The sequence below is a fragment of the Dactylosporangium sp. NPDC051485 genome (assembly GCF_040682015.1).
Classification (GTDB): domain Bacteria; phylum Actinomycetota; class Actinomycetes; order Mycobacteriales; family Micromonosporaceae; genus Dactylosporangium.
The window spans coordinates 24,026-46,967 of record NZ_JBFAZW010000036.1 but is presented as its reverse complement, the minus strand read 5'-3'; the positions used below and the strand labels follow the sequence as shown (position 1 = coordinate 46,967).

The 22,942-nt window shown below is 72.0% G+C and carries 19 protein-coding genes; 17 read left to right on the top strand and 2 right to left on the bottom strand.

What is annotated here, in order from left to right:
• Positions 1–76 precede the first annotated feature (76 nt).
• Entirely contained in the window at positions 77–613 is a 537-nt protein-coding gene (locus AB0M46_RS21610) for a GNAT family N-acetyltransferase (protein WP_363338547.1), read from the bottom strand.
• Positions 610–1,872 carry a helix-turn-helix transcriptional regulator gene (locus tag AB0M46_RS21605; RefSeq protein WP_363338545.1) on the bottom strand — a complete coding sequence of 421 codons (1,263 nt, stop codon included), beginning with the start codon at positions 1,870–1,872 and terminating at the stop codon, positions 610–612. The genes AB0M46_RS21610 and AB0M46_RS21605 overlap by 4 nt, the downstream gene beginning before the upstream one ends.
• A 299-nt stretch (positions 1,873–2,171) precedes the next feature.
• Here AB0M46_RS21605 and AB0M46_RS21600 point away from each other — a divergent pair, with 299 nt between their 5' ends.
• The 17 genes from AB0M46_RS21600 (at position 2,172) to AB0M46_RS21520 (ending at position 22,836) form a co-directional block, all read left to right on the top strand.
• Entirely contained in the window at positions 2,172–3,269 is a 1,098-nt protein-coding gene (locus tag AB0M46_RS21600; RefSeq protein WP_363338543.1) for a helix-turn-helix transcriptional regulator, read from the top strand.
• Positions 3,270–3,775: 506 nt separating this feature from the next.
• A complete protein-coding gene (locus AB0M46_RS21595; RefSeq protein WP_363338541.1) occupies positions 3,776–4,027 on the top strand; it encodes a hypothetical protein in 252 nt (83 codons plus the stop codon).
• Between the two features lie 279 nt (positions 4,028–4,306).
• Positions 4,307–6,733 (top strand): nitrate- and nitrite sensing domain-containing protein, encoded by a 2,427-nt coding sequence (locus AB0M46_RS21590; protein ID WP_363338539.1) that lies wholly within the window; start codon positions 4,307–4,309, stop codon positions 6,731–6,733.
• The gene (locus AB0M46_RS21585; RefSeq protein ID WP_363338537.1) at positions 6,714–7,160 is read left to right on the top strand and encodes a roadblock/LC7 domain-containing protein; all 447 of its coding nucleotides are present in this window, start codon (positions 6,714–6,716) and stop codon (positions 7,158–7,160) included. The genes AB0M46_RS21590 and AB0M46_RS21585 overlap by 20 nt, the downstream gene beginning before the upstream one ends.
• 220 nt (positions 7,161–7,380) lie before the next feature.
• Positions 7,381–8,802, top strand: coding sequence for an ABC transporter substrate-binding protein (locus tag AB0M46_RS21580; protein WP_363338535.1), 1,422 nt, complete (start codon positions 7,381–7,383; stop codon positions 8,800–8,802).
• A 122-nt stretch (positions 8,803–8,924) separates the two neighbouring features.
• Entirely contained in the window at positions 8,925–9,815 is an 891-nt protein-coding gene (locus AB0M46_RS21575; protein ID WP_363338534.1) for a methyltransferase domain-containing protein, read from the top strand.
• A gap of 3 nt (positions 9,816–9,818) precedes the next feature.
• On the top strand, positions 9,819–10,760 hold the full coding sequence (locus AB0M46_RS21570) for a branched-chain amino acid ABC transporter permease (RefSeq protein ID WP_363338532.1): 942 nt from the start codon (positions 9,819–9,821) through the stop codon (positions 10,758–10,760).
• Positions 10,757–11,830, top strand: a complete 1,074-nt coding sequence (locus AB0M46_RS21565) for a hypothetical protein (RefSeq protein WP_363338530.1) — start codon at positions 10,757–10,759, stop codon at positions 11,828–11,830. Before AB0M46_RS21570 ends, AB0M46_RS21565 begins: the two co-directional genes overlap by 4 nt.
• Positions 11,831–11,862: 32 nt before the next feature.
• Positions 11,863–12,966: a branched-chain amino acid ABC transporter permease gene (locus AB0M46_RS21560; RefSeq protein WP_363338528.1), complete on the top strand. Its 1,104-nt coding sequence runs from the start codon at positions 11,863–11,865 to the stop codon at positions 12,964–12,966.
• A complete protein-coding gene (locus AB0M46_RS21555) occupies positions 12,963–14,594 on the top strand; it encodes an ATP-binding cassette domain-containing protein (RefSeq protein ID WP_363338526.1) in 1,632 nt (543 codons plus the stop codon). The genes AB0M46_RS21560 and AB0M46_RS21555 overlap by 4 nt, the downstream gene beginning before the upstream one ends.
• Positions 14,591–15,070, top strand: coding sequence for a hypothetical protein (locus AB0M46_RS21550; protein ID WP_363338524.1), 480 nt, complete (start codon positions 14,591–14,593; stop codon positions 15,068–15,070). Before AB0M46_RS21555 ends, AB0M46_RS21550 begins: the two co-directional genes overlap by 4 nt.
• Positions 15,067–15,783 carry a hypothetical protein gene (locus AB0M46_RS21545; protein WP_363338522.1) on the top strand — a complete coding sequence of 239 codons (717 nt, stop codon included), beginning with the start codon at positions 15,067–15,069 and terminating at the stop codon, positions 15,781–15,783. The genes AB0M46_RS21550 and AB0M46_RS21545 overlap by 4 nt, the downstream gene beginning before the upstream one ends.
• Entirely contained in the window at positions 15,780–16,907 is a 1,128-nt protein-coding gene (locus AB0M46_RS21540) for a hypothetical protein (RefSeq protein ID WP_363338520.1), read from the top strand. The genes AB0M46_RS21545 and AB0M46_RS21540 overlap by 4 nt, the downstream gene beginning before the upstream one ends.
• 173 nt (positions 16,908–17,080) lie before the next feature.
• Positions 17,081–17,401 (top strand): hypothetical protein, encoded by a 321-nt coding sequence (locus tag AB0M46_RS21535; RefSeq protein ID WP_363338518.1) that lies wholly within the window; start codon positions 17,081–17,083, stop codon positions 17,399–17,401.
• Positions 17,402–17,456: 55 nt separating this feature from the next.
• A complete protein-coding gene (locus tag AB0M46_RS21530; RefSeq protein ID WP_363338516.1) occupies positions 17,457–18,398 on the top strand; it encodes a trypsin-like serine protease in 942 nt (313 codons plus the stop codon).
• Positions 18,399–18,637: 239 nt separating this feature from the next.
• Positions 18,638–19,684, top strand: a complete 1,047-nt coding sequence (locus AB0M46_RS21525) for a tetratricopeptide repeat protein (protein ID WP_363338514.1) — start codon at positions 18,638–18,640, stop codon at positions 19,682–19,684.
• On the top strand, positions 19,681–22,836 hold the full coding sequence (locus AB0M46_RS21520; RefSeq protein WP_363338512.1) for a hypothetical protein: 3,156 nt from the start codon (positions 19,681–19,683) through the stop codon (positions 22,834–22,836). The genes AB0M46_RS21525 and AB0M46_RS21520 overlap by 4 nt, the downstream gene beginning before the upstream one ends.
• Positions 22,837–22,942: the final 106 nt, after the last annotated feature.

Below are 22,942 nucleotides of genomic sequence, written 5' to 3'. Positions count from 1 at the left end.
GCAGTTCTCGGGAGGCCATGACGTCCGGCTGGGCGCTGCGGGGGCAGGGCACCTGCGAGCAGGTAGCGACTGTCAGTCATGGCGCCTGGGCAGAAATAGCCTTGATGAGCACGTCCATCGGCGCGATGTTGGGGGGCGCGGTGGTGCCGACCTGTTTCCATCCCCATGTGCGGTAAATGCCCCGTGCGGCCGATCGGGGGTTCGAACATAGCGTGCCGAACGGCTCTGTGCGGCCGTTGAGGAGGCATGCGAACAGGCAACTGCCAACTCCCTGTCGCCTCCATTGCGGGAGTACGACCCATTCGAGAATGGCGAATTTTTGGTGACCTCGCGTTCGCTCGGGTTCGGTGCTGGCGCTGCGCCACCAGCGGCCGGGCGGGAAGGTGAAGCCGTATGCGAAGCCGGCGAATGCGCCGTCGGGGGCTTCTGCCGCTAGGAAGAGGAATCCGGGGCGCCCGCACTGTTCGGCAAGTTGCTCGGAGAACGTGTTCGCTTGCTGCTCGGGTTCGTTGTACGGAGGCTCTCGATAGACGATCGAGTACATTTGGGCGAGTTCACCGCTGCGCGTGGTGATGTCGGCGCCGGTCAGCGGTCGAATGGCGTAGCTGGTCATGCAGCCTTCATGAGGCCCAGCGCGGTAGCTTGCTCGATCAGGTCTTTTGCCTCTGGGACGGGGCTCTGCTGGAGTCCGGCCAGGCATTCGCCGAGGTGGGCTATTGCACGGCCAGATCGGACATTGGTGTATGCCGGCAAAACCGGAGCTAGGGCGACGCAAGCTTGGCGGTCGTCGCCGTCGGCGAGATGGGCCAGTGCGAGCCGGGCGCTGTAGAGGGCGTGGTTGCGGGTGTACTGAGGCTCAAGTGCGTGGACTGCGCTTCGGAGCTTGGTTGCCGCTTGAGCAGGTTGGTTGAGGTAGGAGCTGACCGATGCCTGTTGAGCAGTCAGTTCCGCAGTGGTGTAGAAGGACAGCCATACCGGGTCCTCGTCGGACCTGGCTGGTTCAAACGTGTGTAGTGCGCGGGTCATGGCGGTCCGGGCGGCGCCCGTGTCGCCGGCCTGCGCCCACGCGGTAGCTTCACGGGCAGTGAGCAGTGATAGGAGCCTTGGGCTTCCCCATCCTCGTGCTCGACGCTGTGCGAGTTGGGAAAGCTGTATCGCTTCGCGAGGCCGGCCGCGGTGCCGGGCCAGCATGATCATGCTGGCCAGGACGAGGACCTCGAGGTTCAGATCCCCGGCGATCTGGGCAGTGCGGAGTGCTTCGCCGAAGTGGTACTGCGCGGAAGAGATCTGGCCGGTGTCGAAGTCCAGCCATCCGGCCATCTCGGCGAGCTCTCCGTAGGCTAGCTGCAGTTCTTGACCTGCGGCTTCGCTGTACTCGGCGGTTTGCAGCAGCGCGTCGACCTCGCCGAGGCACCATTGGGTGACGTCGCTGACCGGTGCGCCGCCGACCTGGTCATCCAGGGCGTACAGGTCTGGGAGCAGGCTCCGGATTTTTCTGGCGTGACCATGGGTCACGACACGTGGGCGCTCTTCGGTTCCGAGGACCGCGGCGATCGGCAATGCGAACGAGGTAGCGAGAAGTGCTCGGCGGCGCATCGGACTCACCTCCAGTTGCGGGCTCACAGCAACGGTAACTCCGTCCTCGGCCAGGGCGGGAGCCAGGCCAGCGAAGATGCGTGGTGCGCCTAGGCCGTCGATCATCCGGTTGATCGCCCGGATGTCGAAGCACTTCGCGGTGCCGTTCATCAACCGTGAGACGTGCGGCTGGGAGAAGCCGGTGAGATTGGCGAGGTCAAGCTGGCTGATGCCCGTCGCGGCGACGACGAGGGTGAGCACCTTGGACCAGTCCCACTCATTCAACGCGGCTCGCATGTCCTTGCCGAACCACAGGCCAGGCGGGATGGGCTCGACAGCTACTGGAGTTCCGCGGCGAACCGCCTGACACACACCGCATTGGCCGGCGCCGTTGTAGCGGCTCAGTGGTTGGCCGCATCCCTGGCAGCGTGATCCTCCGGCTCCTGGCATGTCCTCACCTCGTCGTATGCCTGCAGGTATATCCCGTCGATACCGGGTCGTGTTGCTCGCCGTCGATCCCTCGATAACTGTAGGCGACCTGACGCGCCCGGGTGATCCGGGTTGCGTGAATCCTGCCGGCATGGAGCGAGGAACGGATGTCGCTTGCAACGACGCGCAGGCGCAGGTCATGCCCGCGTAGGTCGCGGCAGGCGTCTCCCGCCGCCTGCCATCGCTTCGGCCTAGGTGATGGTGACGGTTCTGCACGGGCGATGTTCGCTGCGGAACTGCGTCGGCTCCGCCGGCAGGTCGCCGGACTGACGCAGCGGCAGTTGGGCGTCGCGGCGTTCGTGAGCCGCGAGTTGGTCACGAAGGTCGAGGCCGGTCGGCGCTGGCCGGACCGGCGATTCGCTGAGGCTGCCGACGACATCTTGGGCTGCGGCACCGCACTCTTCGCGCTGTGGGTGCTCGGTGATGCGGAGCGGATCGCCGCCCACCGTCGGGCGGCGACCGCGGCGCAGATCGAGCGGCTCCGCATGTCGGTGCTGGTGTCCGGCGATCAGCAGCTGCGGCAGGTGTTGCACCGGGCTGCGCTGGACCCGTCGGAGGTCTCGGTGGAGGTGGTTGCGGCGGCGGTTGCAGCGCTCGGGGAACTGCTGGCTGGTCAGACGGGCGACGCGGACGCTGTCCGCCGACTTGCTGAACTGGAGCAGCGGGTGGCCGGCCACGAGAACCGCGGTGTGCGGCAGGATGCGTTGGTCCGCTTGAGCCGTCTGGCCTTGGATCTGGCCGACGCCGTCAGATTTTTGGACCAGTGCCAGGATCCGAACCTTCGCAGCCGGGTCGTCATCCTCGTTGGCCGACTGCAGCGTCTGCTGGCCGACGCTGCTTCCTCACTCGGTTTGGTCGACATAGTGGCGGTATGGGCGGCAGTACCGCCACAAGCGCCGGACCCGGCCGACGAGCCGGCAGCCACCGCCGTGCCGCCCGACGCTACTGAAACGACGGCCGCGACGACAATGCGCCGTGGTCGGGCCACGACTGTAGTCGCGTACACGGCTCATTCCAACGGCACGAGCTCCGGCAGACCCAGACCAGCTGCACAGCGCTGCGTCCGGCCGGGACCGCGAGGCACGACCGGCCCCTCGGCACCGACGACGGGCCGCGGGCGTGGCCGGCGCCGAAGACCCGCGACTCCAGGGGCTTGGTTGCCGCTCCCACGCGGACCGAGTCGTCAGACCAGCTCCACAGGATGAGCCTTGGCCCGAAGAGTGTTCACCGGGCTGTAAGTCCCCGAGAGCGCCAGGCAGCGCAGACCGGGTTGGGTACCAACGCAATCTGGCCGGGCGAGTACCACGTCAACCCATTCAGGCCGCGTCGAAGATCTGCGTCAATGAATGGCATCGGGCCAACGTGCTTACGGGTTCCGTTGAGCTCCGCCACCTGCCGTTGCGCATCCGCGAGGCGGCGGCAGGCGGCGGTTCCACCACAGCCAACAGAACGCGGACGCCGTGCCCGGCGAGCACAGCGCAGGCGCTGGTGACGGCGACACCGATGACGTGTTGTCCGGTCAGGTCGTCTCGCCAAGAAGAACCGAGTTACCAGGAAGGCATCGGGGGTGAGTATGTCTGGAGTCACGGCGAGTGCCGGTCGGCCGCTGCTGGCAGACCTGGCCGACGTTCGGGGTACGGAACGCCGGGTGGTGAACGGCAGGTCGGATGGCGGTACCGGTAGGAGCGATGCGGCGGCGCAACCTCGAACGGTGGCTGTGCGCGCCGTGGACCCGCAGCTGGCGAATGCCGGTTCGGCGTTGCGGCAGGCGCATCGTTATGACGGCGACGAAGAGCGTTGTGCTGCAGGGTGTGACGGCCCGCGGCCGTGCCGTGGGCAGCGGCTCGGTTCCCAGGTGCTGCTGGCAGCGTCGGCTCCGCATCACGCCCGGTTGACCGTGTGGCGGGACCTGTTGTCTCAAGGCGTGTTCACGCCGGGTGGAGTGCTGTCGCATGTCCGCTGATGTCGTTGACGCCGGCTCGCGTGGCTGCGGCGCTCCTAGGGCGGTCGGTCGTCTGGATGCAGACCGCGTCGTTCCGGCTCCGGGTCGCGCGGATCGCGCACTTGTTCCCCGTCCGACCTCGGCGGAGTGCCGACCAGTGCGGCCGGAGGACTTCTGATGCCGGCGACACGAACACGACGAGCTGGAGATAGGGCCGGCTCGCAGCCGCGTCGACGTCGTTGGCGGGCCAGTGACGTTCCGATCAGGGTGCAGGCCCTGTGGATTCTGATCATCCCTGCGGTGGCGCTGGTCATGGTGGCGGGTGTCGGGATGTATGCGACGTCGGGCGCGGCGGTGCGGGCTGGTGCGACGCGGGCGATGGCGGAGGTCGGCGCGGGGGCGGCTGAGCTGACGGATGCGCTGCAGGCGGAGCGGGTCGCGGTGGCGACGGTGCTGAGTCCTGGCGGCGGTGGGGCTGCGGCGCGGATGGCGTATGAGGAGCAGATCGGGCGGACGGTCGCGGCTGCGGACCGGTTTGCGCGGCTGCGGGTGCTGCTGCCGTCGGTGCCGGCGCGGATCCGTGAGGTGCTGGAGCGTGTCGACGGTGCGCTGCGGGATGTGGCCGGTCAGCGGGTGCGGGTGCGGGCCGGGCAGCCGGTGGCGATGTCGACCTCGACGTTCTCGTATCGGATCGCGATCGCCGCGTTGATCGACTACCGGGAGGCCGTGGCGCAGGCGGCGGTGGCGCCGGACCTGGCCGGTCTGATCAGTGCCGGGGCGGCGTTGTCGCGGGCGAAGGAAGCGGTCGGTCTGGAGCAGGTCGCGGTGCTGCAGGCGTTGGCGTCGGGTGCGATGTCGCCGGCGTTGGCGCAGAACGTTGTGGCGGCGCGGGCGTCGTTCACCGGTGAGGTGGAGACGTTCCAGCAGTTGGCTGACCCGGTGTGGGTGCCGTTGCTGCAACGAGGGCTCAGCGGTGGGGAGGTGCTGGACGCCACGGTGCTGGCCGGTGGTGTGGCCCGGACCGGTTCGTCGGCGCCCCTGGTCCTGCCCGGTGGCGCGGCGGCGTGGAACCGGGTGATGAGCGGGCGGGTGACCCGGCTGCGGTCGGTCGAGCAGCGCGTCGACGCCGACGTCGTGGCTGCCGCTGACGCGGCACGCACGGGTCAGCTGTGGCAGGCGGCCGTCCAGGCCGTTCTGGTGCTGCTGGCGTTGCTGCTGGCGTTGGGGGTGACGGCGATGGTGACCCGGTCGATCGTGCGACGTGTCCGCGCCCTGCAGGCAGGGGCGTTGCGGATCGGGCACGTGCACCTGCCGGAGGTCACCTCCCGGTTGCGGACCGTCGGCACGGTCGATGAGGCGCGACGGGTCGCTGACGAGGCGGCGGCGACCGTGGTGATCGGCGTGGCCGGCCGGGACGAGATCGGTGAGCTCGCCGCCACGTTCGACACGCTCTTCGGTGAGGTGCTGCGTCGCAGTTCGGATCTGGCTGTCGGGCGCATCACGGCCGCAGGTCAGGTGCTGACGCTGTCACGGCGGGTGCAGGGTCTGGTCGAGCGGCAGCTCGGGGACATCGACGCCCTCGAAGATGAAATCGTCGACGAGGACACCCTGGACAAGTTGTTCCGTGTCGACAACAAGGCCGCGCAGCTGCGGCGTATGGTCGCCAATCTGCTGGTCCTGTCCGGCGGCGGGCACGGCACGGCCCGCCGGCACGCCGAGCCGCTGCTGGACCTCGTGCGGGCCGCGGTGTCGCAGATCGAGCACTATCGGCGAGTCCGGATCGCGGAGCTTCCGGCCGTGCTGGTGGATCCGCGGGCCGCGCTGGCGGTGGTGCACATCGTGGCGGAGTTGGTGGACAACGCCACGATGTACTCAGGCAAGTACGAGGTGGTCGTCACCGGGAGCTGCCAGGGCGGCATGCTGTTTCTGCAGGTGCGGGATCGTGGCGTGGGGATGTCCCCCGACGCTTTGGTGCGCATGAACGCGTTGTTGCGCGATCCGGCCAGCGAGCTGGGCATTCTGCACCGGATGGGGCTTCCCGTGGTCAGCCGGCTGGCGGCGCCGCTGGACATCGACGTGCGGTTGGAGCCGGTCGGCGCAGCGCCTGGCCTGGTCGCGCTGGTGCGGGTGCCCGCCGTGTTGCTCCGTGAGGGGCCGACGCCGCTGATGGACGATCTGCAGCAGTTGGCGCTGCCCTCCGGTCCTGGTCTGCCGCCTGCCGGCGCGAGCGCGGCGTCCAGCGCGTCCGGAGCGATCGCCGCGTCCGGGGCTACCTGGCCTCCGGTGCCAGCCGGGCCGCGACACGCTGCGGCTGAAGACGGAGACGAAGACACCGCGCTGGCGCTGGCGACGGGGCGCCGTCGCGTACAGCTGACTGGTGACGAGCCGACGCAGGAAATGGCGGCGGTCGGACCGGCCGCGCAGTGGAACCCCGGCCAGCCGTCACACGACGTCAACCCGAGGGGTGCCGGGTCCTCGGCCGGCGGCACGCTGGCCGCCGTGCAGGTCACGCCGAAGGGGTTGCCGCGACGACCGCAGGAAGGCGCGGCCCACGGACCGAACGGCGGGACCGCGGGCATGCAACGCCGCGCCGAACCAATACAGAAGCGGGATCCAGCCGCGGTCGGCGCGCAGATCTCCGCCGCTGTTCAAGCGTTGCGGGCGCAAAAGGCACTGGCGGGCATCAACGGAAGATCCGGAGGAACTCATGAAGGTAATGACGGGTAGCGACGGTGTGGACCTGCGGGCCGGCGTCGACGAGGATCAGGTGTCGATGCTGCTGTGTGAGCTGCCACGGCAGGTTCATGGGATCGAGCATGCGATCGCGCTGTCCGCCGACGGCATCAGGATGGCCTGGACCGACGGGCTGGACGAGACCCGCGCCGAACGACTGTCCGCGATCGTGTCCAGCCTCAACTCGCTGTCCAGAAGCACGGGCACGGCGCTGGGCACCGGCGACACGACCTACACGATGATCATGATGTCCGGTGGGGCGTTGCTGGTCATGCCGGTCGGTAACCGGCTGTGCCTGGCCGCGCTCGCGCACCCGGACGCCGACATCGGCGCCGTCGCCGCGGGACTCGCCGCCACCGTGGACCGCGTCGGTGAGCTGATCACGCCGTCCCGCCGTCCGGCCACAGTCGCGGGCCGCTAACGGCCCAGATCTCCCTCCCAACCTCGTCCCGGGCCTGACTCCAACCCGACTTCAAGGCTCAACCGCGCTCCTGCACTGCCGGCGTGAATCGCCGCGCGGCAGGTCTCGCACGCCCAGGTCCGGAGCGCCTGACGACGCCACCACGCCCCTGAACGGCTCCGTGCCGGCCGGCGGCACACCACCTGAACATGCCCCTCCTCGAATCGAAGGACGCGAATCGATGAAACGACCGACACGCCCCTCAGTGCAGCGCCTCGTCGCGGTATCGGCTGCTACCGGTCTGCTGGCGATCGCTGGATGCGGCAACTCCAGCATGGACACCGACACCGCCGACAGCAGCAGCGGCGGTGAGGTGAAGATCGGGCTGATCGTCCCGAAGACCGGCGACTACAAGACCGTCGGTGATGACCTGCACGACGGCTGGCAGCTGTACCTCGACCAGCACGGCGGCAAGCTCGGCGGCCGGAAGGTCACCGTGGTCGAGGCCGACGAGGGCGACGGCGGCGAGACCGCCCGGACCGCGGCGAAGAAGATGCTGGAGCAGGACCGGGTCGTCGCGATCGTCGGTGGTGCGACCGCCCCGACGACTGCGACACTGCAGCCGCTCGTCACCGCCGCCGGGGTGCCGTTCATCGGCACCGGCGGCCGGCCGTCCACCGTCTCCGACGTGACCCATGTGTGGCACACGTCGTGGCTGTCGCAGGAGACCGGCGCCGCCGCCGCGGACTACGTGCGCACGACGGTGAACGGGCCGGTGTTCGCGATCGGCCCGGACTACATCGGCGGCCGGGACAACATCAACGGCTTCGTGAAGCCGTTCACCGCCGGCGGCGGGAAGCTCGCTAACGCCGACGGGGAGCCGGAGTGGACGCCGTGGACGCCACCGACGACGAACTTCGCCCCGTACCTGACGAAGATCAAGAAGAGTGACGCGAAAGCGGTGTACGCGTTCTACGGCGGCAAGAGCGCGGCGGAGTTCGTCAAGCAGTACAAGCAGTTCGGGATCAGCATCCCGCTGTACGGGCCGGGGTTCCTGACCGAGGGGCTGCTGCCGCTGCTCGGTGACGCCGGCGTTGGGGTGTGGACGTGCCTGAACTACGCCTCCACCCTGGACACCACCGCGAACCGGCAGTTCGTCGCCGCGTACCAGACCGCGCACCAGGGCAAGACCCCGAACCTGTACAACGTCACCGCCTGGGACGCCGCGCTGATCCTCGACCGGGCGATCACCGCGGTCACCCAGCCGGCAGCCACGCCCGCCACGTCCAGCACGTCCGGCACGTCCAGCGCTTCGGCGCCTGCTCCCACGCTGCCCGCGGTCTCCCCGCCGTCCGCATCGGCGGTGGTGGCTGCGTCATCGGTCGCCTCGATCGGTCCGCTGCCGGCGGGGACGACGGCGAGCGGGACGTCGTCGGTGTCGGGGTCGCCTCGGGCGGGTGGCAGGACGGTGGCGGGTGTGGACCCGGCGGCGCTGAACGCGGCGATCGGGGCGCTCGGTCAGATCGACAGTCCGCGTGGGCCGTGGCAGTTCGGTTCCCTCAACCACACGCCGGTGCAGAAGTGGTATCTGCGCCGCGTTCAGGCCGACGGCACCACGTTCAGCAACGTCGTCGTGCAGGAACTCGCCACCCTCGGCGCCTGACCATCCCCGCAGTCCGCGGCGGCGGGGTACGCCTCCCTGCCCCGCCGCCGCACCCCGTCCCGCTGTCAGCCGACCTCACCCCGACCGTTTGCCCCGCAATACCGCTCGAACGGAGACCTCTGATGCCGGAACCGGCGTATCTCTTCGACAACACGACGCCGCAGGCCAAGGTGCAGCTGCCGCTGCTGGCCGAGCTCCTCGACGGGCACACCACGAGCGTCCTGTCCGCTCTGGCCGAGCCGGGCCAGACCTGGCTCGACCTCGGTGCGGGCGCGTGCACGGTCAGTAAATGGCTGGTGGAGCAGGTCGGGCCGACCGGATCCGTGACCGCGATCGACCGGCAGCCGCTGCCACCGACACCGATCCGCAACAACCTCACCATCCACCGCGGCGAACTCAAGGAAGTGCACATCGCACCGGGCAGCGTGCACGGCGTGCATGCCCGGCTGGTGCTCATGCACGCGCCGGACCGCCTGGACCTGCTGCACATGTTCGTCGACGCGCTCGCACCCGGCGGCTGGTTCGTCGTGTCGGACTGGACGATCTGGGACCGCATGATCGTGGACAGCCCGTCAGACGACGCCACCGAGCTGCTGCACCGGTTCCAGACACACCTGCTGCAGCTCGGCGCCGACATCGGCATGGACATCAACTGGGCCGCGGACGCCAACCAGGCCATGCGCGAAGCCGGCCTCGTCGACGTGCAGACCACGTCGTTCGCCCGGACCTGGACCGGCGGCACCGGGATCTGCCGCCTGCACGACTCCAACTCCCGGCAAAAGGAGAACGAGCTGATCGGCGCCGGGTTCGGCCGGCAGGACCTCGAGGCGCTTCGCGAGGTCCTCGCCGATCCGCGGCTGACCTTGTCCGACTACCTCCTGCACACCACCGTCGGCCGCAAACCCCTGTCCGGTGACGACCGTCCGCAACCGGCCGGGACGGCCCGCGCGGAGCGGGACCAGTCGCAGCCGGCCATTCGTGGGCGGACGCAGATGCCGGTAAACCGGGGCTGACCGGTGGCGGCGAACCTGGTGCTGGTCGTGGACGGAGTGGCGTCCGGGCTGCTGCTGTTCTGCGTTGCGGCGGGCCTGACCGTGCTGTTCGGGGTGTTCGGCGTGTTCAATATGGCGCACGGCACCGGCTGCCTGATCGGCGCGTACATCGCCGCGACCACCTTCCCGCACGGCCTGCTCGGCCTCGCCGTGGGTGTCGCCGCCGCGACGGCGGGTGGGCTGCTGTTCGGTGCGGTGCTGCAGCTGCTGCTCGCGCCGCTGTCGGACCGGCCGATGCAGCAGAGCCTCGCCACGCTCGGCATCGCCGCGATCGTCGGTGACCTGCTCACCGAACGGTTCGGGGCACTGCCGCTGCGGGTCGACGCCCCGGGCCGGCTCGGCGGGTCCGTCACCGTCGCCGGTGAGGTGTATCCGCTGTGGCGGCTGCTGTTCATCGCCGCCGCCGTGCTCCTGGCCGTCGGGCTGTTCGTGACGGTGAACCGGACCCGGGCGGGCGCGGTCGTCCGCGCGGTCGCCGCGGACCCGGCGATGGCCGCCGCGTGCGGCATCAACCCACGCGCCGTGCGGTGGGCGGTGTTCGCCGTTGCCGGCGCGCTCACCGTGAGCATCGGCGCGCTCGGCGCCCCGATCCTCGGCGCCGCCCCCGGCGTGGACGAGCAGCTGCTGCTGCAGTCCCTCGTCGTGGTCGTCGTCGGCGGTCTGGGCTCGATCCGCGGCGCGTTGCTCGCCTCGCTGGGCGTCGGCGTGCTCACCCCGTTCGCCGCCATGTTCGCCTCGGGCCTGTCCCCGCTGCTGCTGACCGGGGCCCTGCTGCTGGCCCTCGCCGTCCGCCGCACTCAACCCGCCACCGCCCGCACCGATCCAGACAACGGAACGGCCGACCTCTTCCGGCCCGTCCGGCCCACAGCTGCGCGCCTCGACGGCGCTGAAGGAGCACGCTCGTGACCCCGACCGACCCCTCGGTCCCCACCGAAGACCGCCGCGACCAGCACGGCGCCGACGCGTCGGTGAAGGCCGGACCGCGCTGGCCGCGTGCCACACCGCTGCTGATCGGCCTGCTGGTCCTCGTTGTGTCAGCGGTCGCCGCGGTCGGCGCCGCCGTCGTGCGCCGGCACCAGCCCGGTGCCCCGAACTCGTGGTACCCGGCGGTAACCGCCACGCCCGGCCCGCTCACCGCGCCGCCGGCATGCGCAGCACCGCCGCCCACCGCCACAACCCGCACAGGCGCGAGCAGCGCACCGCTCGCGGTCCCGGCAGTCGGTGAGGACGCCGCGGCGTGGCTGCGCGGCACGGCGACGCGGCTCACGCCTACCGCGGCGGACACCACGACCGGCCGGTACGCCCACATCCGCCGGCACGCCTGGTACGGCGACATGACCCCGGACCGGCACGGGGTCGGGCACACCGACCTGCGAGTGGAAACGCTCGAAGGCTGGTTCGCCGAAGACGGCTCCGGCACCACGATCACCATCATCTACCCGCCGGGCACCACCGAGCCTGGGGCCGGCGCGAAGGATTGGGCCGTCGAGCGGGAGGACTTCGGCGCGCAGCAGGAGCCGCATCACCACCTCGCCTTCACCGGCCTGCCCAGCAGCGACCCGGTGCAGCTCACGCGGCAGCTGTTCCGGGTGCAGCCGCCCCGTGTCGGCGACCAGGCGTTGATCCGTGCCGCCGCCAGGCTCGTCGAGGAGTACACGCTGCCGTGCCCGGTGCGTGCCGCGCTGCTGCAGGTCCTCGCCACCAGCCGGGTGGTGTGGCGGGGGCAGGTCACCGACCGGGCTGGCCGGCCCGCCGTCGCGGTGAGCGTCGATGACAGCGACGGCAGCGAACGCGACACCCTGCTGCTCGACCCGGCCACCGGCGCGGTCCTCGGCTACGAGGACGTCGTCCTCCGCAATCCCGGCAAGCTGGCCGGCCCGTTCCCGTTGACGGTGAAATCGCTGCTCTTCCTGTCCGCCGACTGGCGCGACGCCATCGACCCCGTCGACCCGGCGGCCACCAGCCGGCCGGCCTGACCGAGCCGCAACCACCGCGAAGGAAAGAGTCGATGCCCGAGATGACCCGCCGGCTGCCACGCTCGGCGTGGAGCGGCCGTGCCCGGTGCCTGCCAGCGGCGCCTGCCGTGGTGGCGCTGGTCGCCGGTCTGACGGTGCTGCCGTGGCTGGTCAACGGCTACGTGATCACCGTCGCCACGACCGTGCTCATCTTCGGGCTGCTCGCCTTGAGCACACAGTGGCTGGCCGCGACAGCAGGCCTGCACACCATCGGGCAGGGCGCCTACCTCGGCGTCGGCGCCTACACCGCGGCCATCGTCGCCGAGCACGTCACCGCTTCCGGCCCGGTGCAGACGGTCGCCGCAGCGGGCGCCGCAGCGACAGCGGGCGGGCTGGTCGGCGCGGTCGCCTACCGGGCCCGCGGCGTCACCTACCTGATGATCACCCTCGCCGTCGGGGAGCTCGCCGGCGTGATCGCGGTCCAGGCCCGGCCGGTGACCGGCGGCAGCGACGGCCTGCACGTCCCGCCGGTCCTGCCGCTGCCCGGTCTCGGCCCGCTGCTACGCGACGGCTGGGCCTACCTGTACGTCCTGGCGTGGACGGTGGCGATCACCGGCGGGATGGTGGTGGCGCACCGGTCCCGGTTCGGGCTGATCCTGCGCGGCGTCGCTGGACACGAGCCGCGGATGCGCGCCAACGGTCACCCCGTCCCCCGCCATCTGATTGCCGCGCAGGCCCTCGCCGCCGCCGTCGCCGGCGCCGCCGGAGCGCTCGCCGCCGCCGCGCACCACTACCTGTCCCCGGCCGACCTGGCCTTCGACGTGTCCGCGCTCGCGCTCGTCGCAGCGATCGTCGGCGGCCGGTCCATCACGCTGACGCTGCTCACCGCCGCCGCCCTGATCGTGGTCCGGGACTGGGCCGCCCCCGTCACCGGCGCCCACGCACCGCTGCTGCTCGGCATGGTGTTCCTGCTCGTGGCATACGCACCCCTGCGCCACACCCCCTGCCGGTGGTGGCGCCGGGTCGGCCCGTGGCCTCGGCGCGACGCGACGCGTCCGCAGCTGGGTGCGGCGCGGACGGACATGCGGAGCTCTACTGCGGCGCCACGCACCGACATGGAACCAGCCCAGGACCAGGTCCAGGAGCCCGCCCGGTGAGCGTCCTGCGCGCCGAAGGGTTGACCGTCCGGTACGGCGCTGTGACCGTCCTCAACGACGTCACCGTCACCGCGGCGGCGGGTTGCAGCGCGGTCATCGGCCCTAACGGCGCCGGCAAGAGCACGCTGCTGGCGGTGCTCGCCGGCACCCGCCGCCCCGACAGCGGCCGGGTCCGTCTCGACGGGCGGGACATCACCCGGCTCAGCGACCACCGCCGGGCCCGGCTGGGCATCGGCCGCACCTTCCAGCACCCGGCCATCGCCGCCGCCCTCACCGTCGCTGACAACCTCGCACTGACCCGCGCGCCCGCGAGCAGCGGTCACGACGCCGGACGCACCGCAGCCACCGGCGCCGACCGGGGCGCGGCGCCGGTCGACGTGATGGCCCTGGCGGACACGGCCGGGCTGCTGGCCGCTGCGGACGTGCCCGCGGGGCAGCTGCCGTACGGGCAGCAGCGGCTCCTGGAACTGCTCGTCGCGGTTGCCGCCGCCCCTGGCGTGCTGCTGCTCGACGAACCCACCGCCGGTCTCGACACAGCTGGCGTAGCCGCGCTCGCCGCGCTGCTGCGGGCGCTGCCCGCCGACGTCGCGACCGTCCTCGTCGATCACGACACCCGGTTCGTGTTCGACCTCGCCGACCACGTCACCGTCCTGGCCCACGGCACCGTCATCGCCACCGGCACCCCCATCTCCGTCGCGGCCGACCCGCAGGTCCGGCGCAGGTACCTGGGCGACAGCCCCGCCGCCCAGCCTGCCGTCACCCCTCGAACGGCACCGACCGGCGCACCACCTGTCGGACGACACGGCCGGGAACCGGCGTTGGAGGTGCGGGGCATGCACGCACGTCGCGGCGTCGCACAGGTCCTGCACGACGTCGACCTCACCGTCGCGGCCGGTGCGGTGACCGGGGTCGTCGGCCGCAACGGCGCCGGCAAATCCACGCTGCTGGACACGATCGCGTCCGGCCGCGGCCTGCTGGCAGGCGAGATCACCCTGCATGGGCGCCTGCTGTGTGGCGGGCACGGGACCACCGGTGGTGACCGTGCGGGCCGCTCCGGGCCGGTGGCGATGCGCGTGCACCAGCCTTATCCGGCCGGTGTCGGATGGGTTCCGCAGCACCGGGGGCTGTTCGCCACTCTCACCGTGGCCGAGCACCTCAGCATCGCCGGCCGTCATCAGGCCGGTCGTGACCGGACCTGGTCAGGGCAGCGGGCTGCCGTGTCCGAACGGATCGCCACGCTGTTCCCGGAACTGGCCGCCCGGCTGCGGCACCGGCCGCACCAGCTGTCCGGCGGTGAACAGCAGATGCTGGCGATCGCCCGAGCCCTCGCCGCCGACCCCACCGTGCTACTGCTCGACGAACCGGCCGAAGGTCTCGCCCCGCAGGTCATCGACCGGCTCGCCGACGTGCTGACCACGCTCGCCGGCGACGGGCTCAGCATCCTGCTCACCGAACAACACCTCGGCCTCGTCACCGCCGTCGCCGATCACATCGTCGCTCTCGACGGCGGTCGCATCACCGACCGCCTCGACCGCGCCGCGGTCCGTGCCGACCCGGACCGGCTGCACCAGCTGCTGCTCGCCTCCTCGGTGACCCCCGCCGATCCCGGGCTGCGGGGGCGGCGATGAACCGCCAAGGGCAGCTGCGGTGGCCGCTGTGGCGGCGGGTGTCCTGCGTCGACTGCGGCTACCCGCTCATCCCCGACGCAGTCTGGCCGGTCCGCAGCTACACGTGCCGATGCGGCCTCCGCCGCGACGCCGTCGCGCTCGAGACGCGGGTGTTCACCGCCTGTTGGGCGGCCGAAACGGCCAGGACCGGCGGGCGGGTCCGGCCGTACGTCCTGGCCGCCGCATGGGACCGCCGCCCCGCGACCCGGCATGCCGCCGCTCTCGACAGCGTGACGGCGTTCGTGTCGAGCGTGGTGCCCGCACCGATCGAGGTCCTGGCCCGACCCGCCGCCGCACCACCAGGCCCGGCCACCCGCCAGAGCACCGCACGACAGCCGTCCGGTCCGTCGCCCGCGCCGAAAGGAACGCCATGCCACTCCGCCAACCCCCGCGCCGCCTCGCGCCGCCGACCGCGCACCGCACCGCACCGGCGGTGACCGGTTCCCGCCGGGCGGACCGGACTCGGCAGCTTTCGATGCTGTGCCTGGCGGCGCTCCTGCTACCCACCCCCGCCGGCAGCGCGCCCGGAGTGGGGGTGACGCTGCCCGGCGCAGCGGTCGACCAGCCGTACAGCGAGGTGCATCTGCTTCGGTGGACCGTCAGCTCCACCCGCGGCGGCGGGGACAGCGTCCGGCAGATTGTGGACAGTTGGCGGTGGCGTCACGACCTGGACGGCTCCGGCCTGCTGCGCCAGGGTTCACCAGCCGCCGCATCGGCAGTGTTTCCGCCCGGTGCGCTGCCGCTGTGGTCTGGCACCGTCGCGGTGCCCGGGGATCCGGACGGGTTGCGGCGGCTGCTGACCCGCGACATCGATACGGCGCCCGGATCGCCGGACACAACCGTCCTGGCTCGCATCGCTGACCTGTCCAGCGTGTACTGCCCTACACCGGCGCAGCGCGCCGCAATCGTCGGGCTGATCAATGACCGCATCGGCCCGCCGACGACATCCACCGGGCCGACCGACACGTACACCGCCACGGTGGCCGGCACACGGTGGACGCTCACCGTCGAGCATGCCACCAACGTCCTGCTCGGCGTGGACACCGTCGAGGTCTCGACGGACGGCGCGACACAGGCGCAGCACACCGACTACCTCAGCTGCCGGCACACCCACGCCCCGCACAGCACGGCGAACGGCGACGCGGCGTGACCGACGACCCGCGCCGCCGACGCCGCCGCACCCGCCGGCAACCACACCCGGCACCGGCCACAGATTTGCTGCCGGACACCGCGCTGCTGCAGCGCATCGCCGACACGCTGATCAACCCCACCCGGCCACGGGCCACCACCAGCAGCGACGCGGAACACGGCGCCGACCACAGCGCCGACCCGGACGCGCTCATCGTGGACGGCAAGCAGATCGGCACAGTCCGGGCGTTGCACCGCAGCCGACTGCTGCAGACCGACCGCGTCGAACTCGCCTCCGGCGCAACCCTGTTCTGGAAACGGCTCACCGGACCCCTCCGCGCCGAAACCGGCACCCTCACCGTGCTCGCCAGCACGGAAGGACCCGTCACCCGGGTCGGCTCCGGACAGCGCCCAGGCGACACCGCGGCGTTCGCCGTGCCGGCGGTGCTGGCAACAGTGCACGAGTCCCTGACCGACGGGCTGCTGCTGCAGGACCTCGGGCCGGCGCCGCTGCCGTTGCCCAGCGATGCGTGGCCCAGCACCGTGCGCGCCATCCACACCACCCCGGCACCCGCCTGGCTTCCTACGATCGACGGGGCACACCTGGCGTCCCTGCCGGCACGGGCCCTGGCGCACCTGGACGCGTTGCGCGCCGACGGCGTCGGCCGCTGGCCGGACAGTGACCGCATCGCCGCCGACCTCGCCTACCTGCGCAGCCTCGGCCAGCACCGCAGCAGCGGCGCCACTACCGCTCCCTACGGCCTGTGCCACAGCCGACTCGACCACAGCGCGCTGTTCGCCACCGCCGACGGGACCGTGTACGTCCTCGGCTGGGCGTGGGCCAGCCGAGGCCCTGGCCTGCTGGACCTCCTCGGCTCCTTACCTCTGGGCGCTGACGGTAACTACGACGCGTTCGACGCCCACGACGAGGTCCTCGACGCCTACCTCGCCGCCGGCGGCGACCCCGCCGCTGAACGAGACCGCGGTGGGCTACCGGCCACCCGCTGGGCCGCCGGCTGGCATCGCGTCGTCCAGGCCGAACGCCTGCTGCACATTGTCGCCACATGGCTGGATCACCCCGACGACGCCGAGCACCAGCGCGAGGTCGCCGCCTTGCTGCACGAGGCGGTCCAATGTCTGCGCTGACCCCCACAACCGGCCCGGGCGGCCCGTCCGACACCGAGTCACCCCAGCCACACGATCGGCCGGCAGCAGTCGAGCCTGTCGAGTCCGGCCGGCAGGTGGGCGCCGGCATCGTGCTTCCGGCGCCGTCATCGGAGACCGCCACTCGAACCCGGCGATCCGCCGGAGCACGTGCCGTGATCGCAACCTGCCTGGCCGTCGTGGTCTTGCTCGGTGTGCTGGTCGTCGCCGGCGGCGGCACAGGTTCGCTGGTACGGGCCACGATGCACTGGACAGGGCTGCCCCATGCGGCTGGTGACCGGTTCGTGCTCGTCCGGCGCGCGTTCACCATCGGGTGCCGTGTCGTGGACGGCGCCGTCCTGCGCAGCGGCGGTCATCGGGCCGGCGACTGTACCCGACTGCGGATGCCGGCACTCCCGCGGCTGCCGCAGGTCGGTACCCACCCCCTCACCGTCCACAGCGGATCTGCGTCGCAGGTCAGCGCTGTGTCCCGGTAGCAGCCCGGCGCGACGACGCGCCGGGTCACCCTCATCCGCTCCACGGAAGGATTCGATGACACTCGCACCACGACGGCTGAGACTGGCGTTGACCGCGCTCGCGGTCGCCGTCACCGCCACGGTCGGCACGGTCGCACCGGCCCGGCCTGCCGCAGCGATCGTCGGCGGCCAGAGCGCTAACGGCCCCTACGACGGGGTCGCCGCCGTCCAGGTCGTCTTCCCGGGTCTGGGGACCGCGCTGTGTGGCGGTACCTTGATCCGCGCCGACTGGGTCCTCACCGCGGCGCACTGCGTCAGCGACGACGCGGCGGCACCCGCCGCGGTCGCGGTCCCGGCGGGCAACATCACCGTCTGGGTCGGCAGCCTCGACCGCACCAGCGGCGGCGAGAGCGTCACCGGCAAGGCGGTCTACCTGGCGCCGACCTGGGCATGGGCGGCGAACTGGCCGGCATCGCCGGTCTCCGACTACGCCCTGGTCGAGCTCACCCGGCCGGTTGCGGCGCCGCCGATGCTGCTGGACGTCGTCCCGGTTCCCGAGGCCGGTGACGTGCGGCTGGTCGGCTGGGGACTCACCGCCTACCCGCCCACGGCCGGTCCGCCGTCGCTGCTGCAGGAGCGCGACACGGTGCGGCTGCCGGACGGCGACTGCGCCGGTGGGTTCCTCGGCCTCGGCGAAGTCTGTCTCGGCGGCGGCGCCTGCTACGGCGACTCCGGCTCCCCGAGCCTGCACCGGCTCATCCCCAAACCCACGACCGGCCAGCCGAACCGGCGGCCGGTGTGGGCAGCGAACGGCATGGCGAGCCGGGAGACCAGCGCAGACAGCCCGTGCGCGGACCCGACCGTCTACACGGACCTGACCTGGATGCCGCTGCGGCTCTGGGTGTGGACCACGATCCGTGACCACCGGTCGCCGCCGTGCCGGTGCGCGCCGACCGGACCGCTCGACGCCGCGGGGGCAGACCGCGTCCGGCGGCTCCGCCCGGCGATCAACCGATGACCACCTGACACGAAACACCCGGCTCCAACCGCGTCTGGCCTGGCGTTCCCCATCGACACGGGGAGCGCCAGGCCGGGACCCGGACCGGCGCTCGGACCGGAGCTCGGACCGGAGCTTGGACCGGAGCTTGGACCGGAGCTTGGACCGGAGCTTGGACCACCGGACGAATCGCCGGCGCCGGACCGAGTCCACCCATCCGATCAGAGCGCACTGAGCGCCAGCACCGAACGAGAGGGGCCATGATGATGGATCGACGGCACGCCACTGGCAGCGGCGTCCCGGCCACCCAACCTTCGGGCTGGTCCGCCGCCGGTCGCGGTGCTGCCGGTGCTGCACGCGCCTGCGCGGTCGAGCCGCTGGAGACGTTGCTCGCCGAGGCTCGTGACCATCTGGCCGGGTGGCGGTTCCAGGCCGCCCGGCAGGTCCTGGCGGCGGCGTACAGCGGGCTGGGCCGCACCGATCACACCGACGACCTCGCCGCGCAGATCGCGGTCCTGTATGCGGAGGTCCTCCGCGACACCAACCGCCTCGCCGACGCCCAGACCCTCGCCGAACCCCTGGTCGATGATCTGACGGCCCGGTACGGACTGCGGCACCCAGCCACCGTGCAGGCCCTCGCGGTCCTCGGCGCCGTCTACCACGACCTGGACCGCCTCGCCGACGCTGACGACTGCTACCACCTCGTCCTGCTCAGTGGCGCCGCACCGAACGGACCGGCCGGGCGGGCGGCGCGACGTACTGCGGCGAACCAGGCACTGCTGCGCCACGACCGCGGCGACACCGCTGGCGCCATACATGACCTCACCACCGCCCACGACGTGCTGCAGCGGGTGCAGGGCGCGGCGAACCCCGACACTCTGCACGTCGCCGCGGACCTCGCACGTCTGCTGCACCAAGCCGGCCAGACCCGCGACGCCCGACACCTGCTCACCACCAGCATCACCGCCGCCCGCGCCGGCCTGTCCGATGACCATCCCCTCGTCGGGCGCCTCAACGCCGACCTGCTCACGCTCACCGGCAGCACCGGAGGCGGAGCACATCAGATCGGTTGCGCGGGAGACGGCGCGGGCCGTCACCGGGAAACCCGTCCCGGTGGCCGGGCCACGACCGGCGCCGCAGCACGACCGGCAACGCCGGCAGCTGCGCCCTACCTGCTGCTGACGGCTCCGCTCGCCGGCGCAGCCATCGGATGCGCTGTCGCAGCCCTGCTCGGCGTCCTCGGGATCCTCGGCGTCCTCGGTGTGAGCGCAGTGCCCAGGGCGTCTGGAACGGAGGCACGCCGATGACCGAAGCCACCAGCCGGCAGCCGGCCAGCGACACCGCCGGGCCACCTGACGCCGACGACGCGACACTCGAACTGCGCACACGGATCGGCGACCTGCACGCCGCAGGCCGTTGCGCTGAGGCGCACCTGCTCGTGCCGACGGCCGTCGACGAGATCCTCGCCGGTCCTGCGGCACCGACGACGCTCGCGGCTGTCGCGGCGCTGTTCGCGATGCTGGAGTCCTGCCACGAGCACGACGACGCGACCGCCGTGGTCGCCCAGCTCGTCCCGGACGGCCCCGACGTTGGCGTGCTCCCGCTGATCGCGGCGCAATGGGAGATGCCGCCGGGCGGCTTCGCCGAACACACCGACGGCTCTGACCGCACCGAGGACTTCGGGCGTACCGCTCACCTCGAGCACGCGTCGCGTCATCACGCCGACGTGAGATGTTCCCGTCCCGACTGCCCGCTCCCGCGTGGCGGCTCCGCGTTCGCGGCCCGCTGGTACGCCGCGGTGTTGTCCGGGCACGACCCGGCCACTGCCGGGCGCGACGCGAGCCTCGAACTGCTCGCCGCGCGGTTCACCGGGCTGCCCGACGCCGACCGGCAGACGACCGCGTCCGCAGCACAATGGGCCGACTACCTGTGTCGGTGCGCGGTCGCCCGCGCGGCGCTGCTGACCGGGTCGCCGCCGTTCACCGCGGACGGCGCCACCCCGGCGGACACCGACCCGGTAGGAGACGGCGCAGGCAAGGAGGCAGCCGCGCGGCTGGCGATCACGGTGATGTCCGACGCCGGGCACCTGATGAGGGCCGCGGCCACCCGCGTCCGTCTCGCCAGGCTGCTGCACCGCCACGGCCGCTGCGACGACGCCCTGACCGAGGCCGACGAGGCCACCGGCACCTGGCGGTCTGCGCGGCCGGCCGCCGACGACCGCAACCTGACGTTGGCGATCCGGATCGCGGCGCTCTACGACGCCTGCCACCGCCACGACGAGGCGCAGCAGATCCTCGACGATCTCAACACGCCCGACCCGGCGCTGCTGCCGGACCCTACCTCGCGCGCCGCCAGCGGCGCTGCGATGCGGTGGCTGATGGTGCTGGAGGAGTCCCGGATCGCCGCGGCGGCCCACGCCCGCCTGTTCCATCCCGATCAACGGTGCGAGCACCGGCGGTGCCGGCAGCAGCTGACCGTCGCGGCTGACCTGCCGCACCTGCAGCTGCTGCGCGTCCTGCTGCCGCTGCACCAGCAGCGCCGGTCCACGCAGCTGCTGCCGGCGCTCGCCGCGCACCTGACCGGCTTCGACCCGGCCATCAGTCAGCCCGGCATGGGGTTGGTCGGCCTAGCCGTGATGTACGTGCTGAACGCGGTCACCGACCCGGTGTCGCAGGAACCCGACATCGTGTTCGGCTGGGCCGGCTACGCCTGCCGGGCAGCGACCGACGAGACGCAGGCCGGTCGGTCGAAGCTGTGGGTGGCCGCGCAGACCGCGCTGCTGCACGCCGCCGTCGTCTACGACACCCACGAGCGGGCCCGTGACCACGCTGTCGCCGCCGCCGGTGAGCTCCTCGCCTACTACACCCGGCCCGGCGCCGATGACGCCGTGGCCGCGGTCAACGCGCGGGTGAACTTCGCCGCAGCCTTGCACACAGCCGGCCGGTGCGCGGAAGCGGCCGACCATGTCCATGGCGCGTGGCGGCAGGCCCGGCACCTGCACGCCGACGACCCGACCCAGCGGCGGGTGGCCCGTGCGGCCGGAAACCTTGCCGCTGCCCTGCTCGGCGCCTGCCACCACCACCGGCAAGCCGTCGACATCCTCGCCGAAGCCGCGCATCGCTTCCCCCCTCTGCAACCCCGCGAACACACTGGTGACGTAGCAGGCCCCGACACGGCGGGGCAGGACACGGTCGCCGAGCCTCGCGAACCTCACGAGCCCTACGAGCTGCACGAGTTGCAGGTCCGTGGCGACCGGCACAGCGCTGAGTTCCACCCGGACAGTCCATGCGCAGGTGGACGGCACGCTGCGCACATCGCTGCCACGCTCGCCGTCGTCACCGCCGCTACAGCCGGGACCGCACCCGGCGGACCCGCCGCACCACATACCAGCACCTCATCGTCACATCCGGCCCGCCAACCGGCGGCGGGCAGGACCGCTCTCGTCGGAACGGATGACCCTGCCATGACCACCGCACGCCCACACCGCCGGTTCGCGATCATCGGTATCGCCGCCGTGACGCTCGCCGTGCCCACCGCCTTCGCCGTCGCGTTCGCGGGCGGATCCTCTCAGCCCACCAACCGCGGCGCCGCACCCGCAGCAGCCACCAGCAAGAACGCGGGCAGCAGCCAGCAGAACCCGTGCGAACCCGCGCGGTCGACCTCGCCCCCGTCCAGCCAGCCCAGCGAGTCCGGTCAGTCCGGAGCTACTGGCAATGCTGGTGCGGCGTCGCCGAGCGCCCCAGGTGCCATGCCGTGGCTCGCCGGGGGCCTGGTGCCGGCGCCAGAGGATGCGAGCACCGGCCAGTACACACTGATCAGCTTCCGGGAGTGGGCGGCGGACCTGGCCGGGAACGGGCCCCGGCGCGGCACCGTGACCGAGGTCGTCGAGGACCACACGCGGGTGATCGCCGCCGACGGTTCCGGCCACGAGACCATCACCCGATACCCGGCCGGGACCACCAACCCGAGTCCCGGCGCAGCTGGTGCGAGGACCCGCACCGAGCACCGGGACCCAGGCGGGTTCCGCGACGGGATCGCCCCGCCCATCAGCAGCGATCCGGACACGCTCGCCGCCCAGATCGACGTCGTGCAGCCGTGGGAGAACGGGCCGTTCGCCGGGATACGGGCCATCGCCGACACCGCGACGTCCCACGTGCTGCCGTGCCGGACCCGGGCAGCCGCTCTGCACCTCCTGGCCAGCCGCGGCGGCCGTGACGGTGGCACGGTCACGGACCGGGCCGGGCGGACCGGGACCGCTATCACCGTCGACAGCGGTGACGGCGCCGTCCGCGACATCCTGATCATCGACCGGCGCACCGGCGTGATCCTCGCCTACGAGATGCGGCTGCTGCGCAACCCCGGCCGGCTCAAGGGTCAGTTCCCCCGCACCGAGAACTACGTCCTGCTGCTCGCCAGCCACCGCAGCACCACTCCAGCACTCGCCACGCCCATGCCCTGACCGGCGCCCGGCAGCGCTACGCGCCGGCACGCACGCGTACCGGCGCCGGCCAGCCGGACACCGCAACCGGCCCCCGGTGCCCGAGCGCAGCGGCAGCCGCAGCGCC